This window comes from Rhodococcus sp. R1101 (assembly GCF_000278445.1).
GTDB classification, from domain to species: Bacteria; Actinomycetota; Actinomycetes; order Mycobacteriales; family Mycobacteriaceae; genus Rhodococcus; species Rhodococcus gordoniae.
In genome coordinates this window covers 1-13,115 of sequence record NZ_AJVB01000064.1, presented here as the reverse complement: position 1 = coordinate 13,115, position 13,115 = coordinate 1, and the positions used below count along the sequence as shown (strand labels likewise).

Genomic DNA, 13,115 nt, shown 5'->3' with positions numbered 1-13,115 from the left:
ATGCGCGCGGCCGCCAGGACGAAGCCGTCGACGGCCGGCCCAAGTCGCCGGATGATGTGAGCTTCGGTGGCTGCGCTCTCCTGCGTGTCGGCGAGGACGAGGGTTCGGCCGGAGGCGACGGCGGCGCGTTCGGCCCCCTTGATCACGCCGGAGAAGAAGGGGTTCGTGATGTCGGGGACGAGCAGCGCCAGGGTGTTGGTGCGTCCCGATTCGAGGGCACGGGCCGCGGGGTTGGGGGCGTAGCCGAGCCGGTCGGCGACCTCGAGGATGTGATCGCGGGTGACGACGTTGACCCGGCCCGGGTCGGTGAAGGCGCGGGAGACCGTGGACGCCGCGACCCCTGCCTCGCGGGCCACATCGGTGATGGTGGCGCGTTTCCGTGAACGCGGGGCAGCCGACATGCGGACAGTATGGCAAAAAATGGCAAACGATTGCCGTGTGCTGCGCCACACCCCTACCGTCCCTGTATCCGATACTGAAGACCCACCCCCGAGGCATCCGATGACCGAAAACACCACCGTGCAGCGCACGCCCCGCAAGGCGGCACTCGCCGCCTGGAGCGGCAGCGCACTGGAGTACTACGACCTGGCGATCTACGGCACCGCCGCTGCGCTCGTCTTTCCTGAGATCTTCTTCCCCGCGGGGAACCAGGCGGTCGCGACCGTCGCATCGCTCGCGACCTTCGGCGTCGCCTACGTCGCCCGCCCCTTCGGTTCCGTCCTGATGGGCCACATCGGCGACCGTTTCGGCCGCAAACTGATCCTCGTCGGCACGCTGCTGCTGATGGGTGTCTCGACATTCCTCATCGGTTGCCTGCCGACCTACGGCCAGGTCGGCATGATCGCGCCGATCCTGCTGGTCGTGTTGCGACTGCTCCAGGGATTGTCCGCCGCGGGCGAGCAGGCCGGCGCGAACTCCATGTCGTTCGAACACGCCCCCGACGACAGGCGCGGCTTCTTCACCAGCTGGACGCTGAGCGGCACGCAGGGCGGCCAGGTGCTCGCACCGCTCATGTTCTTGCCGGTGATCGCCCTGTTGTCCGAGGAACAGTTGCAGTCGTGGGGCTGGCGCGTGCCCTTCTGGATCAGCGCCCTGATCGTGCTGATCGGTTTCCTCATCCGCCGCAGCCTCGACGAGACCCCCGAGTTCCACGCAGAGAAGGCGCACGACGAGACACCCAAGGCACCGCTGGCCGTGCTCTTCCGCCACCACCGGACCGGGGTCCTGCGGGTCTTCTTCGCGGCCTTCATCGCCATGGTGAACACGGCCTTCCAGGTGTTCGCCCTCAACTTCGCCACGGCCGACGAGTACGGCATCGGCATCAGCGACACCACGATGCTGTGGCTGGCGATCGTCGCCAACATCATCGCCGTGGGCACCATCCCCCTGTGGGCCATGCTGTCCGACCGCATCGGCCGCAAACCGGTCTTCGTCTCCGGTCTGATCGGCAGCGGTGTGATGGTGACGGCCTTCCTGTGGTCGATCTCCCGGGGCGACGTGCCGCTCGTGCTCGTCACCGGCATCCTGCTCGCCGGCGTGGTCTACAGCATGCCGAACGCGGTGTGGCCCGCGACCTACGCCGAGTACTTCCCCACCAGCGTCCGCCTGTCGGGCATGGCGATCGGCACCCAGTTCGGCTTCGCTCTCGCCGGTTTCACCCCGGCCATCGCCGGATCGCTCATGGACGGCAACGCCGACAACTGGTACCGCGTGGCCCTGTTCTGCCTCGGTGCCGTCGTCATCTCGCTGATCGCGGTGGCCACCGGACCGTCCGGAACCCACAAGGTCCCCACCCGTGAGATCGGACTGCTCCCCCACGACCGGAACACCGCGCCGGTTCCCGCCGGAGCCGCCTCGTGAGTGCACGTCCCACCATCGCCGTGCTCAACGGGCCCAATCTCGATCTGCTCGGCACGCGCGAACCCCGTCTCTACGGCACCGCGACACTGGCAGACATCGAGAAATCGTGCCGACGCACTGCCGACGACCTGGGCTTCGACATCGACTTCCGGCAGAGCAACCACGAGGGCGCACTCATCGACGCCGTCCACGAACTCCGCGAATCGGCGGCCGGTTTCGTGGTCAACGCCGCGGCCTACACGCACACCTCCGTCGCACTGCACGACGCGCTGGTGACCGTCGCCGCACCGATCGTGGAAGTGCACCTGACCAACGTCCACGCCCGCGAGGAGTTCCGGCACCGTTCGTTCGTCGCTCCCGTCGCGAAGGCCGTGATCGCCGGATGCGGCCCCGACGGATACGCGTTCGCCATCCGTCACCTGGCCGCGCTTGCCCTCGATACCGAACAGAAGGACAGTTCCCGATGACCACCGCCGCGCCCGCACGCACGTCCTTCCTGCTGGGCCTGTTCGGCGCCGGGATCGGCGGATCGCTCACCCCGGCCATGCAGGAACGGGAGGGCTTCGCCTCGGGTGTGAACCTGACCTACCGCCTCGTCGACGCCGAGCGTCTCGGCTACGGTGTCGACAACCTGGCCGAGATGCTCGACTGGGCACAGCGATTCGGTTTCGACGGGCTCAACATCACGCATCCGTTCAAGCAGGTCGTCATCCCGCTGCTCGACGAGTTGTCCGACGACGCGCACGATCTCGGGGCCGTCAACACCGTGGTCTTCCGCGACGGGCGCGCACTCGGCCGCAACACCGACTGGTCCGGCTGGGGACGCGCCTTCCGCCGGCGCCTGCCCGACGCCGTCTCCGACGCCGCCGTGCTGGTCGGGGCCGGCGGCGCCGGGTCGGCCGTCGGCTACGCGCTGCTCGAGCAGGGCGCCGAGCACGTGTCGATCGTCGACGTCGACGTCGAGAAGGCCCAGGCCTGCGCGACCCGCCTCGCCAAGCGGTTCGGCGACGACCGGGTCGCCGCGACCACCGACCTCGCCGGCGCACTGACGGGCGCACAGGGGCTGGTCAACGCGACCCCCACGGGCATGACCGGTCATCCCGGGCTTCCCGTTCCCGCCGAACTCGTCCGCGAGGACCTGTGGGTCTCCGACGTCGTGTACTTCCCGCTCGAGACCGAACTGATCCACCTCGCCCGCTCCCGCGGCTGCCGCGTCGTGCCCGGTGGTGGCATGGCCGTCTTCCAGGCCGTGGGTGCCTTCGAGTACTTCACGGGCGTCGAACCCGACGCCGAACGCATGGTCCGACACTTCGAGGAGCTGACCCGCTGATGCGCCGCGGAATCGCCACCGTCTCGCTCTCCGGTGTTCTCGCCGACAAACTCGACGCGATCGCCGCCGCGGGATTCGACGGAATCGAGATCTTCGACAACGACCTGATCGCGTCGCCGCTGTCACCGGCCGAGGTGGCCCGCCGCTGCGCCGATCTCGGTCTGTCGATCGATCTGTTCCAGCCGATCCGCGACATCGAGGGCGTCGACCCGCGGCGGTTCCCCGACGTCCTGTACCGCGTCCGCCGCAAGCTCGAGGTGATGAACGAACTCGGCGCGACGACCTTCCTGGCGTGCTCGAACGCGCTCCCGAACGCGATCGACGACCCGGAGCTGTCCGCCGAGCAGCTGCGTATCGTGGGCGAGCTCGCCGCCTCGCACGGGGTCACCTTCGCCTACGAGGCCCTCGCCTGGGGACGGCACGTCAACCGGGTCGGACAGGCGTGGAATCTCGTCGACCGCGCCGACCATCCGGCGGTGACGCTGGCCGTGGACACCTTCCACATGCTCGCGCGCGGCGACGACGGACGCGCCCTGGCCGGAATCCCGGGCGAGCGCATCGGTTTCCTGCAGGTCGCCGACGCCCCGGTGCTCGAGATGAACGTCCTCGAATGGAGCCGCCACTTCCGCTGCTTCCCGGGGCAGGGCATGCTCGACGTCTCCGGGGTCGTCGCGGCCGTGCTCGACGCCGGCTACGACGGTCCGCTGTCGCTCGAGGTCTTCAGCGACGTGGTGCGCGAAGCGGATCCGCATGTGACCGCGCGCGACGCGATGCGGTCGCTGCTGTTCCTCGAGGACCGGCTCGGTGCGCGGGTCACCGGCCCCGCACGCGAGAAGGTGACGGTCGCGCCGCCGCTTCCTGCGCGGATCGACGCGGCGTTCGTCGAACTCGCCGATCCCGACCGCACCGACTACCCGGCGCTGCTCACCGGACTCGGGTTCCACGTCGCCGGCCGGCACCGCAGCAAGCCCGTCGTGTGGTGGCGCAACGGCGGCGCGAACGTCGTCCTCAACGAAGCGCCCGCGCCGGGCCCTGCCGCGACCGCGCTGGGGCTCGTCGCCCCCGACGTCGCCGCGGTGGCCGAACGCGCCGCCAGCCTGTTGTGGCCCGCGGTCGACCGCACCCGCGGGGAGGGCGAGGCGGGCCTGCCGGGCATCACCTCCCCCTCCGGCCTGCACGTCTTCGTCAGTGCCGAGGCGGGGCAGACCGACGACTGGCACAACGACTTCGTGGCCGACGGCGCCCCGGGCACTTTCGTGTCCGACGACGCCGCAGTCACTCCCCCGGCCGACGAGGGATGGCTCGGTCTCGACCACGTCGACGTGACGGTCGCGGCGGACGACCTGAACCAGGAATTGTCGTTCTTCCGCACCCTGTTCGGACTGCGTCCGGAGGACCCCGAGGAGTACATCCAGCCGCAGGGCCGCCTGCGTATCCGCGCCCTGCGTGCGGAGAAGGGGGACCTGCGGGTCGCGTTGAACGTCTCCGAGACCGGTGCGGCGCCACAACCGCACGGGGTGACCCAGCTGGCCTTCGCCACGGCAGACGTCGTCGACTCGGTGCGCCACGCGCGTGCGCGCGGTGTGGAGTTCCTCCGGCCACCCGCGAACTACTACGCCGACCTCGATGCGCGGTTCGCGCTCGACCCCGCGTTGCTCACCGCCCTGCAGAGCAACGGCCTGCTCTACGACCGCAACGACGACGGCGGTGAATTCCTGCACGCCTACACGCTCCCGGCGCAGGGCGGATTCCAGGTCGAACTCCTCGAACGGCGTGGCGGCTACACCGGATACGGCTCCCCGAACGCCCACGTCCGGCTCGCCGCGGCCGCCCGCGCGGGGTCAGCGGTCACGTAACCACGCCACGATCTTCGCGACGGTGTCGTCGTTGTCGCGGATCCAGCCGTTGTGGCCCAGGGCCCGCGGATTGTGCCACCGGGTGATCTCGGTGGACGGCAGCTTCTCGAGCAGGTGCTGTGCGGACGCGACGGGGGTGAGTTCGTCGCCGTCGATCGTGATCGAAAGGACGGGAAGCGTGAGCCGCCCGATCCGTTCCTCGTAGTCGATGTCCGCGCCGGCCGGTTCGAACCGGCCGGTGCGGGCCAATCGTGCCCAGTCGGAGATCAGGGCGCGCGACTGCCGGCCGAAGCCGGCGACGTCGATCCGGTCGCCGGGCCAGAACCCGGCGACCGCGGCGGTCAGCGACATCGCCGTCGATCCGAGCCACAGTCCCGGGCCGCGGACGCCGCCGTGGTGCCGGTAGTAGGGCGTGCCCGACGCGACGAGGATCAGCCCGCCGAGCCGACCGCGGATGCGCGCGGCGTAGAGCGCGCCGAGCTGCCCGCCCATGGAGTGACCGAGCAGGTACGGCGTCGAGTCGGGAAAACGTTCCCGCACCACCTCGAAGACGGCGGGGAAATGCGTCGCGACGATCTCGTGGTAGCCGTACGTGCTGTCCGGTCCCGGCCTCGGACGGCTGTCGCCCTGGCCGGCCAGTTCACAGATCGCCGCGTCGAATCCGTGGTCGGTGATCGCCTGCGCGAACGGCTCGTAGTAACCGGCGGGAATACCGAGGCCCGGGACGACGACCACGACGGCGCGGGAGGCGTCGCGGCGTGTCTCGTGCTCGTGGTCGGGTCCCGCGAAGAGGCGCACCGGCGCCGTGGTGCCGCCGGGAAGCTGGATCGGTACGGTCTCCACCGGCTCAGACTAGGCCGATCCGGACGCGGCGGTTGCCGGTTTCCTCCTCCACCCCGAGTCCGGAATTCAGGGTGGGGATGGGGGTCGTGCCCGGATGTGCTCGGGCCCGGTCGCGGCGGACGATCGAAATGTCCGGTCCAGCACCCCTTCGGAGGATCCCATGCGTACCCCTTCCGCTCGTTCCCGCCTCGCGACCGCCGCCGTCCTGTCGATGGGCACTGCCGCGCTCTTTCTCGGGACAAGCACTGCCGCAGCACAACCCGCGCCCGGTGTCGTGGGCATGAGCGAGCAGGACGCGGTCGAGATGCTCGCCGCGAACGATGTGCCGTACACGATCGTCAACCGGTCCGGTTCCGTCGGCGGCGACTGCACGGTGACCGCTCAGCGAGACCGGGGGTACCGGACCGTCATCGAATACGAATACGACAGCGACGACAACGAGTTCGACCGTGTCGAGCGTCAGGTGTGGCGAGGGGTCGGCCTGGCGGTCGTGTGCCGCTGACCCACCTCGAAGGTCGGTCCAGACCGAAAACACTCTCCCACAGACCATCTCGAATGCCCTCGCGGCTTCCGAGCACGCCGGACGACGAGTTGTCCAGGATGATCCCAGCACTCCCCCGGCGAGAGTCCGGTCGACCCCGAGTCGAAGATCAGGGTGAAGATCGGGGTCGTTCCCGGATGTGGCGGGATCGCCTCGGCGACAGGATGAATGCATGAACTTCGAGAACCGGACTCCCCGCCCCTTCACCCGCTCCTCGTCCCAGCGCATGTTCGGTGGCGTGTGCGCAGGACTGGCCGAGTACTTCGGCATCGACCTCAACCTCGTGCGCGCGGGCGCACTCCTCACAGCCTTCGTCACGGGTGGCACCGCCGTACTGCTCTACCTCGCACTGTGGATGATCGTCCCCGAACACTGATCGACATCCCGGCCCGAGAACATGCGACCCCCGATGGACATCCATCGGGGGTCGCATGTTGCACAGGTGGCAGCGGCAGGCGCGAACCACTACGACTGGGCGCTGCCCAGCAGAGCGCTGCCGCTGTCGAGCAGGGTGCCCAGAAGTTCGGTGCCGCCGAGCAGTTCGAGGGCGGAGCCGATGAGTTCGATGATCTCCATGAGAATCTCCTTCGTCCGATCGCATATCGAACGGATTTCGTCCGATCGCTTTACGCCCACCCGGAAATCCGACCGGATTCCATCCGGGCTCGAATAGATTCTGGTCACATTCGCCGAACTTTCGCGACCCGAGAATGCAAAAAACTGGTGTGATGACTTTCACACTCGCCGATTCACCCAAAGGGTCCCGTAAATCAGCAGTTCAGAGTACTCGCATAAGAAAATGGAACGTTCGTACCGATCAATTCGCTTCGGATTCGATATTTCCGATCGACCCGTTTCATCCCGTTCCCGAACAGTTATGGGCGAGTTGCCCGGTCCACCGGAAATATGCCCACCGAACGGAAATGCCCGGCTCGACAGAGGTCGAACCGGGCATTCGGCGAGTCGCGGAAGAAACCCCTACAGTCCGACCGCCTCGGACAGTACCGGCCACGAGTTGCGCAGATCGTCCTCCCAGTAGTCCCACGAGTGCGTGCCCGCCGGGCGGATGTCGATGTGGGCGGGAATGTCCAGTTCCCCGAGGCGCTGAGCCATCCGCTGCGTGCAGTGGTGGACGGCTGCCTCGATGCTGCCGCCGACGACCACCTGACCGACGAGTCCGATCGGGTCGTTGTTCACCGACCGGGCCCCGAGCCGCTCGTACTCACCGGGCAGACCCGAGCCCGACGAGATGTACACGTCGATCCCGCGAAGTTTCTCCGCGTGGATGTACGGATCGTTCTCGATCCATCCCGCGTCCCCCACCGGGCCCCACATGTTCTCGGGATCGCCGCCCTTGACCCGCACGACGGCCTGCACGTACGACTGCCCGAGTGGCGTGCTCGTCTCGGCGCACCCGCTGTACGCCCCGACCGCCTCGTACAACTCGGGCGCTGCCGTCGCGAGGCCGAGAACCGACGTACCCGACATGGACACGCCTGCGATGGCGTTGCGGCCCGACGTCCCGAACTGCGCGTCGACGACCGGCGGGAGTTCGCGCGTCAGGAAGGTCGTCCACTTGTTGCGGCCGAGCACGGGATCGTCGTTCTGCCAGTCGGTGTAGTAGCTGTACCCGCCCAGGAGGGGCGTGACGACGTTGATGTTCTTGTCGGAGAAGAAGTCCTCGATGTCGGTCTGCCTCTCCCACGTGGCGATCCCCTGACCGCCTCCCGAGCCGTTGAGCAGATAGAGCGTGGGACGGGGTTCGCTCGCGTCGGCGGGTGTCCGGACCCGGAGCGGGATCACCTTGTCCATCGACGGCGAGTAGACGTTCGCGATCACGGTGCGGTCGCTTTCGCGCTCGACGGAGGTCAACTCCCCCACCGGCTGTTCGCCGGCCTCTCCCGGTCGCGCGACGGCACCTCCAGGAGTCGCGAGCACCATCGACGTTGCCACCGCCGTCGTGAGCAGTACCCGTCGCAACCAGGACGACCGCATGTTCTCTCCCCTCGTGGATCCGTCTGCCTGCACACTGCCGTCCGGCGCCGGATCGGCACGAACCGCCGGGAACCGGATGCAGTGGCACGTTCGGGACATTCATCGTGTGCCGAGTCCGTTTCGTAACGGATGTGTCATCGTTCGGTACGAGTGGCCGGAACGATTGGGGAAGAGCACGAGGCCCGACCCCACCGGAGTGGGATCGGGCCTCGTGTGGCTCTACGGGCGGATCAGAAGTCCTTCCGCCCGGGGGCGGATCAGAAGTCCATGCCGCCCATGCCGCCGGTGGGGTCGCCCGCGGGAGCGGCGGCCTTCTCCGGCTTGTCGGCGACGACGGCCTCGGTCGTCAGGAACAGAGCCGCGATCGACGCAGCGTTCTGCAGCGCCGAGCGGGTGACCTTGACCGGGTCGTTGATGCCCGCTTCGAGCAGGTCCTCGTAGTCGCCGGTCGCAGCGTTGAGGCCGTGGCCGGCCTCGAGGTTGCGGACCTTCTCGGCAACGACGCCGGGCTCGAGGCCGGCGTTGAAGGCGATCTGCTTCAGCGGCGCCTCGAGGGCGACCTTGACGATGTTGGCACCCGTGGCCTCGTCGCCCTCGAGCTTGAGGTCGTCGAGAACCGGAGCGGCCTGCAGCAGAGCCACGCCACCACCGGCGACGATGCCCTCCTCGACGGCAGCCTTCGCGTTGCGGACGGCGTCCTCGATGCGGTGCTTGCGCTCCTTGAGCTCGACCTCGGTCGCGGCACCGGCCTTGATGACGGCGACGCCGCCGGCCAGCTTCGCGAGGCGCTCCTGCAGCTTCTCGCGGTCGTAGTCCGAATCCGACGCCTCGATCTCGGCGCGGATCTGGTTGACGCGACCGGCGATGGCGTCGGGATCGCCCGCACCCTCGACGATGGTGGTCTCGTCCTTGGTGACGACGACCTTGCGGGCCTGGCCGAGCAGCTCGATGCCGGCGGTCTCGAGGGAGAGGCCGACCTCTTCGCTGACGACCTCGCCACCGGTGAGGATGGCGATGTCGGCGAGCTGGGCCTTGCGGCGGTCGCCGAAGCCCGGAGCCTTGACGGCGACCGACTTGAAGGTGCCGCGGATCTTGTTGAGGACCAGGGTGGACAGAGCCTCACCCTCGACGTCCTCGGCGATGATCAGCAGCGGCTTGCCCGACTGGATGACCTTCTCGAGCAGCGGCAGCAGGTCCTTGACCGTGGAGATCTTGGAGCTGACGAGCAGGATGTAGGGATCCTCGAGCACGGCCTCCTGACGCTCTGCGTCGGTGGCGAAGTAGAGGGAGATGTAGCCCTTGTCGAAGCGCATACCCTCGGTCAGCTCGAGCTGGAGGCCGAAGGTGTTCGACTCCTCGACGGTGATGACACCTTCCTTGCCCACCTTGTCGATGGCCTCGGCGATGAGCTCACCGATCGCGGGATCGCCGGCGGAGATGCCCGCGGTGGCAGCGATCTGCTCCTTGGTCTCGACCTCCTTGGCGGTGTCGAGCAGCTTGGCGGTGACGGCCTCGACGGCCTTCTCGATGCCGCGCTTCAGGCCGAGGGGGTTGGCACCCGCGGCAACGTTGCGCAGACCCTCGCGGACGAGCGCCTGGGCGAGCACGGTAGCGGTGGTGGTGCCGTCACCCGCGACGTCGTCGGTCTTCTTGGCAACTTCCTTGACCAGCTCGGCGCCGATCTTCTCGTACGGATCCTCGAGCTCGATCTCCTTGGCGATGGAGACACCGTCGTTGGTGATCGTGGGGGCGCCCCACTTCTTCTCGAGAACGACGTTGCGACCCTTGGGGCCCAACGTCACCTTGACTGCGTCGGCGAGGCTGTTGAGGCCACGCTCGAGGCCGCGACGGGCCTCTTCGTCGAACGCGATGATCTTGGCCATTGCGAAGTGATCCTCCGGGTATGGGGTGACACCGGAGCGATCGCTCGTCGGATCGCTCCATGTACGCCTTCGGCCGGAAGCAGTGCCCGCGACGGACGACCAGGGGTGTCGAAAACCCGGTCTCACCCTACCGACCTGGCACTCACGTGTTGCGAGTGCTAAGTGCATTCTTAGCACTCGGGGGTGGCGAGTGCAAGATTACCGGCACCCGCCACCCCCGTCACGAAATCCGTGGAAGAGCTACTACGCCCTCACTCACCGCGGCGTCGAACCGACACCCACGGCGCACCACTGCCCCGTTGCCGTGTTGACCGCGAACGACTGGGCGCCGACGCACGTGACGCCGGTGGTGTCGGCCGTCGCGCCCGAACCCCAGCCGGCCACCGACAGGGTCGTCGCCGGACCTTGGGCCCACGAGTGGCTCAATCCCCCGCCGAGTGCGTACGCGAACGAACGACCGCCGTCTCGGGCAGCGCTGAGTGCCGTGCCGAAGCCCGTCGCATGGGCTTCGGCTGCGCCGGCCGACTCGGCCACGGACACCGCGGTGCCGCTGTCGGCCGCATACGCCCGAGCGAACGCACCCTCGGCCGTCGCGCCGCAACTGGCGGTATCGGACACGAGGATGTCGTTGGCAGACGGAGGCGACACGCAGGTCACCGGCGCGGCCGTGGCGGTACCGCCACCGAAGAGCGCGGCCGAGGCCACACCGACGGCGACGAGTACACCGGCCCGGAACGAACGGCGCGCGGTGAGAGCGGAACGGAAGGAACGAATGGACAAGAACGGCTCCTCTGCACTGGAGTGCCTCTACGCGAAAGGCTGCGTCTGCGCTGAACGGGGCGAGCGCCCCGGCGGTAGGCTACCGATCACATCCGTCTCACGCGACACCACGTGTCACAGGCCGGCGAGAAGTCCGGGAAGATCCGCGACAGAGTCGACGACGTGGTCGGGACGATCGACGGCCAGGTCCAGAACCGATTGCCGGAACTTGCCGGTGCGCACCAGGATTCCCGTCATCCCGAGGCGCTGACCGGGCACGACCTCCCCGGCGAGATCGTCCCCGACGACCACCATCCGATCGGGTTCGACGCCCATCCGCTCCGACGCCACGAGGAAGCCGCGCAGCGACGGCTTGCCCACCGCCACCACCGACCGTCCGGTGAGTTCCTCGAGTCCCGCCAGGTAGACACCGGTGTCGATCCGCAGCCCGTCGGCCGCCTGCCAGGCGAGCGCCCGGTGCATCGCGACCACCGGGACGTCCTCGAGCATCAGTTCGGCGACGCGACTCATCGCCCGATGCGTGAAGGCATCTCCCGCTCCACCGAGGATCACCACCTCCGGATCGTCCGCGTCCAGGACGAGACCGTCGAGATCCGCTGCGATGTCGCCCTCGTTGAGGACCCAGCAGCGCAGACCCGGATAGGTCTGCCGGACATGGTCGACGGTGAGGGACACCGCCGTGACGATCTCGTCCGGCTCCACCTCCATCCCCAGATCCGTGAGCCGCTGCGCGATCTCGGCACACGTACGCGAGGTGGTGTTGGTGAGGAAGGCGCGGCGGACGCCCTCGGCACGCAAACGTGCCAGGACGTCCGCCGCGCCCGGGACGGGCTGCCACTCGGTGACGAGCACACCCTCGATATCGAACAACACCCCGTCCACATGCGTCATGCGTCGAGCCTATCCGCGCGGTGACTCGCGGAGAAACGCTCGGCCTACACGCTGCCGGCGAGACGCTCGGCGAGCAGGCGGGTGAAGCGTGCCGGGTCCTCGACCTCGCCACCCTCGGCGATCAACGCCAGGCCGTGGAGCAGTTCGGCGACGTCGGCGAGGGTGGCGTCGTCCGGGCGTTGCTCCCGGGCGGTGCGCAGACCCGACACGAGCGGATGGCCGGGATTGAGCTCGAGGATCCTCTTGACCCGCGGCACCGGCTGGCCCGACGCCTTGTACATCCGCTCGAGGGCGGGCGACATGCTGAAGGTGTCGCCGACGATGCACGCCGGGGAGGTCGTCAGGCGCGACGACAGGCGCACGTCCTTGACGTGCTCGTCGAGGGTCTCCTTCATCCACGACAGCAGGTCGCCGAACTCCTTCTCCTTCTCCTCGCGCTCGGCTTCGGCGGCCTTCTTCTCGTCCTCCGTCCCGAGATCGACGTCGCCCTTGGCGATGGACTGGAAGCGCTTGCCCTCGAACTCCGGAACGGAGGTCACCCACATCTCGTCCACCGGGTCGGTCAGGAGCAGGACCTCGATGCCCTTGTCCCGGAACGCCTCCATGTGCGGGGAGTTCTCGAGCAGGTGCCGCGACTCGCCGGTCAGGTAGTAGATCTCGTCCTGGCCGTCCTTCATGCGCTCGACGTATTCGGCGAGCGTGGTCTGCTCCTCCTCGCTCGCGGTGGAATCGAAGGACGAGATCGCCAGCAGCGTGTCGCGGTTGTCGGTGTCGGAGATCAGGCCTTCCTTGACGACCCGGCCGAACTCGCGCCAGAACGTCCGGTACTTGTCCCGGTCGTTCGCAGCCATGTCCTTGACGGTCGAGAGCACCTTCTTCGTCAGGCGGCGCCGGATGGCCCGGATCTGCCGGTCCTGCTGCAGGATCTCACGAGAGACGTTGAGCGACAGGTCCTGCGCGTCGACGACACCCTTGACGAAACGCAGGTACTCGGGGACGAGATCCTCGCAGTCGTCCATGATGAACACGCGCTTGACGTACAGCTGCACCCCGGTCCGCCGTTCGCGCGCGAACAGGTCGAAGGGCGCGTGTTCCGGGATGAACAGCAGCGCCTGGTACTCGAAGGTGCCCTCGGC

13 protein-coding genes are annotated in these 13,115 nt (G+C 68.2%); 6 read left to right on the top strand and 7 right to left on the bottom strand.

The annotated features are described in order from the left end of the window. On the bottom strand, window positions 1-401 hold a 401-nt coding region (locus tag R1101_RS0107140), incomplete at its 3' end, for a LacI family DNA-binding transcriptional regulator (protein WP_016932770.1). A 100-nt stretch (window positions 402-501) separates the two neighbouring features. Here R1101_RS0107140 and R1101_RS0107135 point away from each other — a divergent pair. From R1101_RS0107135 to R1101_RS0107120, 4 genes are read left to right on the top strand one after another with little or no spacing between them, the layout of a single operon-like run. Further along, window positions 502-1,860, top strand: coding sequence for an MFS transporter (locus R1101_RS0107135; RefSeq protein ID WP_016932769.1), 1,359 nt, complete (start codon window positions 502-504; stop codon window positions 1,858-1,860). Further along, a complete protein-coding gene (aroQ, locus tag R1101_RS0107130; protein WP_016932768.1) occupies window positions 1,857-2,327 on the top strand; it encodes a type II 3-dehydroquinate dehydratase in 471 nt (156 codons plus the stop codon). Before R1101_RS0107135 ends, aroQ begins: the two co-directional genes overlap by 4 nt. Further along, window positions 2,324-3,190, top strand: a complete 867-nt coding sequence (locus R1101_RS0107125) for a shikimate dehydrogenase (protein WP_016932767.1) — start codon at window positions 2,324-2,326, stop codon at window positions 3,188-3,190. The genes aroQ and R1101_RS0107125 overlap by 4 nt, the downstream gene beginning before the upstream one ends. Then, window positions 3,190-5,046 (top strand): sugar phosphate isomerase/epimerase and 4-hydroxyphenylpyruvate domain-containing protein, encoded by a 1,857-nt coding sequence (locus tag R1101_RS0107120; RefSeq protein ID WP_016932766.1) that lies wholly within the window; start codon window positions 3,190-3,192, stop codon window positions 5,044-5,046. The genes R1101_RS0107125 and R1101_RS0107120 overlap by 1 nt, the downstream gene beginning before the upstream one ends. Here the strand turns inward: R1101_RS0107120 and R1101_RS0107115 are convergent. Next, window positions 5,032-5,889, bottom strand: a complete 858-nt coding sequence (locus R1101_RS0107115) for an alpha/beta hydrolase family protein (protein ID WP_016932765.1) — start codon at window positions 5,887-5,889, stop codon at window positions 5,032-5,034. The two genes, R1101_RS0107120 and R1101_RS0107115, sit on opposite strands and share 15 nt — an antisense overlap. A gap of 160 nt (window positions 5,890-6,049) precedes the next feature. Here R1101_RS0107115 and R1101_RS0107110 point away from each other — a divergent pair, with 160 nt between their 5' ends. Together R1101_RS0107110 and R1101_RS0107105 are read left to right on the top strand one after the other, a co-directional pair. Further along, window positions 6,050-6,391 carry a PASTA domain-containing protein gene (locus tag R1101_RS0107110; RefSeq protein WP_016932764.1) on the top strand — a complete coding sequence of 114 codons (342 nt, stop codon included), beginning with the start codon at window positions 6,050-6,052 and terminating at the stop codon, window positions 6,389-6,391. A gap of 211 nt (window positions 6,392-6,602) precedes the next feature. Next, entirely contained in the window at window positions 6,603-6,806 is a 204-nt protein-coding gene (locus tag R1101_RS0107105; RefSeq protein ID WP_016932763.1) for a PspC domain-containing protein, read from the top strand. 602 nt (window positions 6,807-7,408) lie between these two features. Here R1101_RS0107105 and R1101_RS0107095 read toward each other — a convergent pair. The 5 genes from R1101_RS0107095 to htpG all read right to left on the bottom strand — a co-directional run. After that, window positions 7,409-8,425 carry an alpha/beta hydrolase gene (locus R1101_RS0107095; protein WP_026002980.1) on the bottom strand — a complete coding sequence of 339 codons (1,017 nt, stop codon included), beginning with the start codon at window positions 8,423-8,425 and terminating at the stop codon, window positions 7,409-7,411. A gap of 257 nt (window positions 8,426-8,682) precedes the next feature. Continuing rightward, window positions 8,683-10,308: a chaperonin GroEL gene (gene groL, locus R1101_RS0107090; protein WP_016932760.1), complete on the bottom strand. Its 1,626-nt coding sequence runs from the start codon at window positions 10,306-10,308 to the stop codon at window positions 8,683-8,685. A 255-nt stretch (window positions 10,309-10,563) separates the two neighbouring features. After that, window positions 10,564-11,088 (bottom strand): DUF6764 family protein, encoded by a 525-nt coding sequence (locus R1101_RS0107085; RefSeq protein ID WP_016932759.1) that lies wholly within the window; start codon window positions 11,086-11,088, stop codon window positions 10,564-10,566. Window positions 11,089-11,202: 114 nt separating this feature from the next. After that, entirely contained in the window at window positions 11,203-11,979 is a 777-nt protein-coding gene (locus R1101_RS0107080; RefSeq protein WP_026002979.1) for an HAD-IIA family hydrolase, read from the bottom strand. Between the two features lie 44 nt (window positions 11,980-12,023). After that, on the bottom strand, window positions 12,024-13,115 hold a 1,092-nt coding region (gene htpG, locus R1101_RS0107075; RefSeq protein ID WP_016932757.1), incomplete at its 5' end, for a molecular chaperone HtpG.

What these genes read in the sequence shown, in the direction of transcription:
- R1101_RS0107135 (WP_016932769.1), top strand. Translation starts at nt 502, where the DNA reads ATGACCGAAAACACCACCGTGCAGCGCACGCCCCGCAAGGCGGCACTC.
- R1101_RS0107125 (WP_016932767.1), top strand. Translation starts at nt 2,324, where the DNA reads ATGACCACCGCCGCGCCCGCACGCACGTCCTTCCTGCTGGGCCTGTTC.
- R1101_RS0107120 (WP_016932766.1), top strand. Translation starts at nt 3,190, where the DNA reads ATGCGCCGCGGAATCGCCACCGTCTCGCTCTCCGGTGTTCTCGCCGAC.
- R1101_RS0107110 (WP_016932764.1), top strand. Translation starts at nt 6,050, where the DNA reads ATGCGTACCCCTTCCGCTCGTTCCCGCCTCGCGACCGCCGCCGTCCTG.
- R1101_RS0107105 (WP_016932763.1), top strand. Translation starts at nt 6,603, where the DNA reads ATGAACTTCGAGAACCGGACTCCCCGCCCCTTCACCCGCTCCTCGTCC.
- R1101_RS0107095 (WP_026002980.1), bottom strand. Translation starts at nt 8,425, where the DNA reads ATGCGGTCGTCCTGGTTGCGACGGGTACTGCTCACGACGGCGGTGGCA.
- groL (WP_016932760.1), bottom strand. Translation starts at nt 10,308, where the DNA reads ATGGCCAAGATCATCGCGTTCGACGAAGAGGCCCGTCGCGGCCTCGAG.
- R1101_RS0107080 (WP_026002979.1), bottom strand. Translation starts at nt 11,979, where the DNA reads ATGACGCATGTGGACGGGGTGTTGTTCGATATCGAGGGTGTGCTCGTC.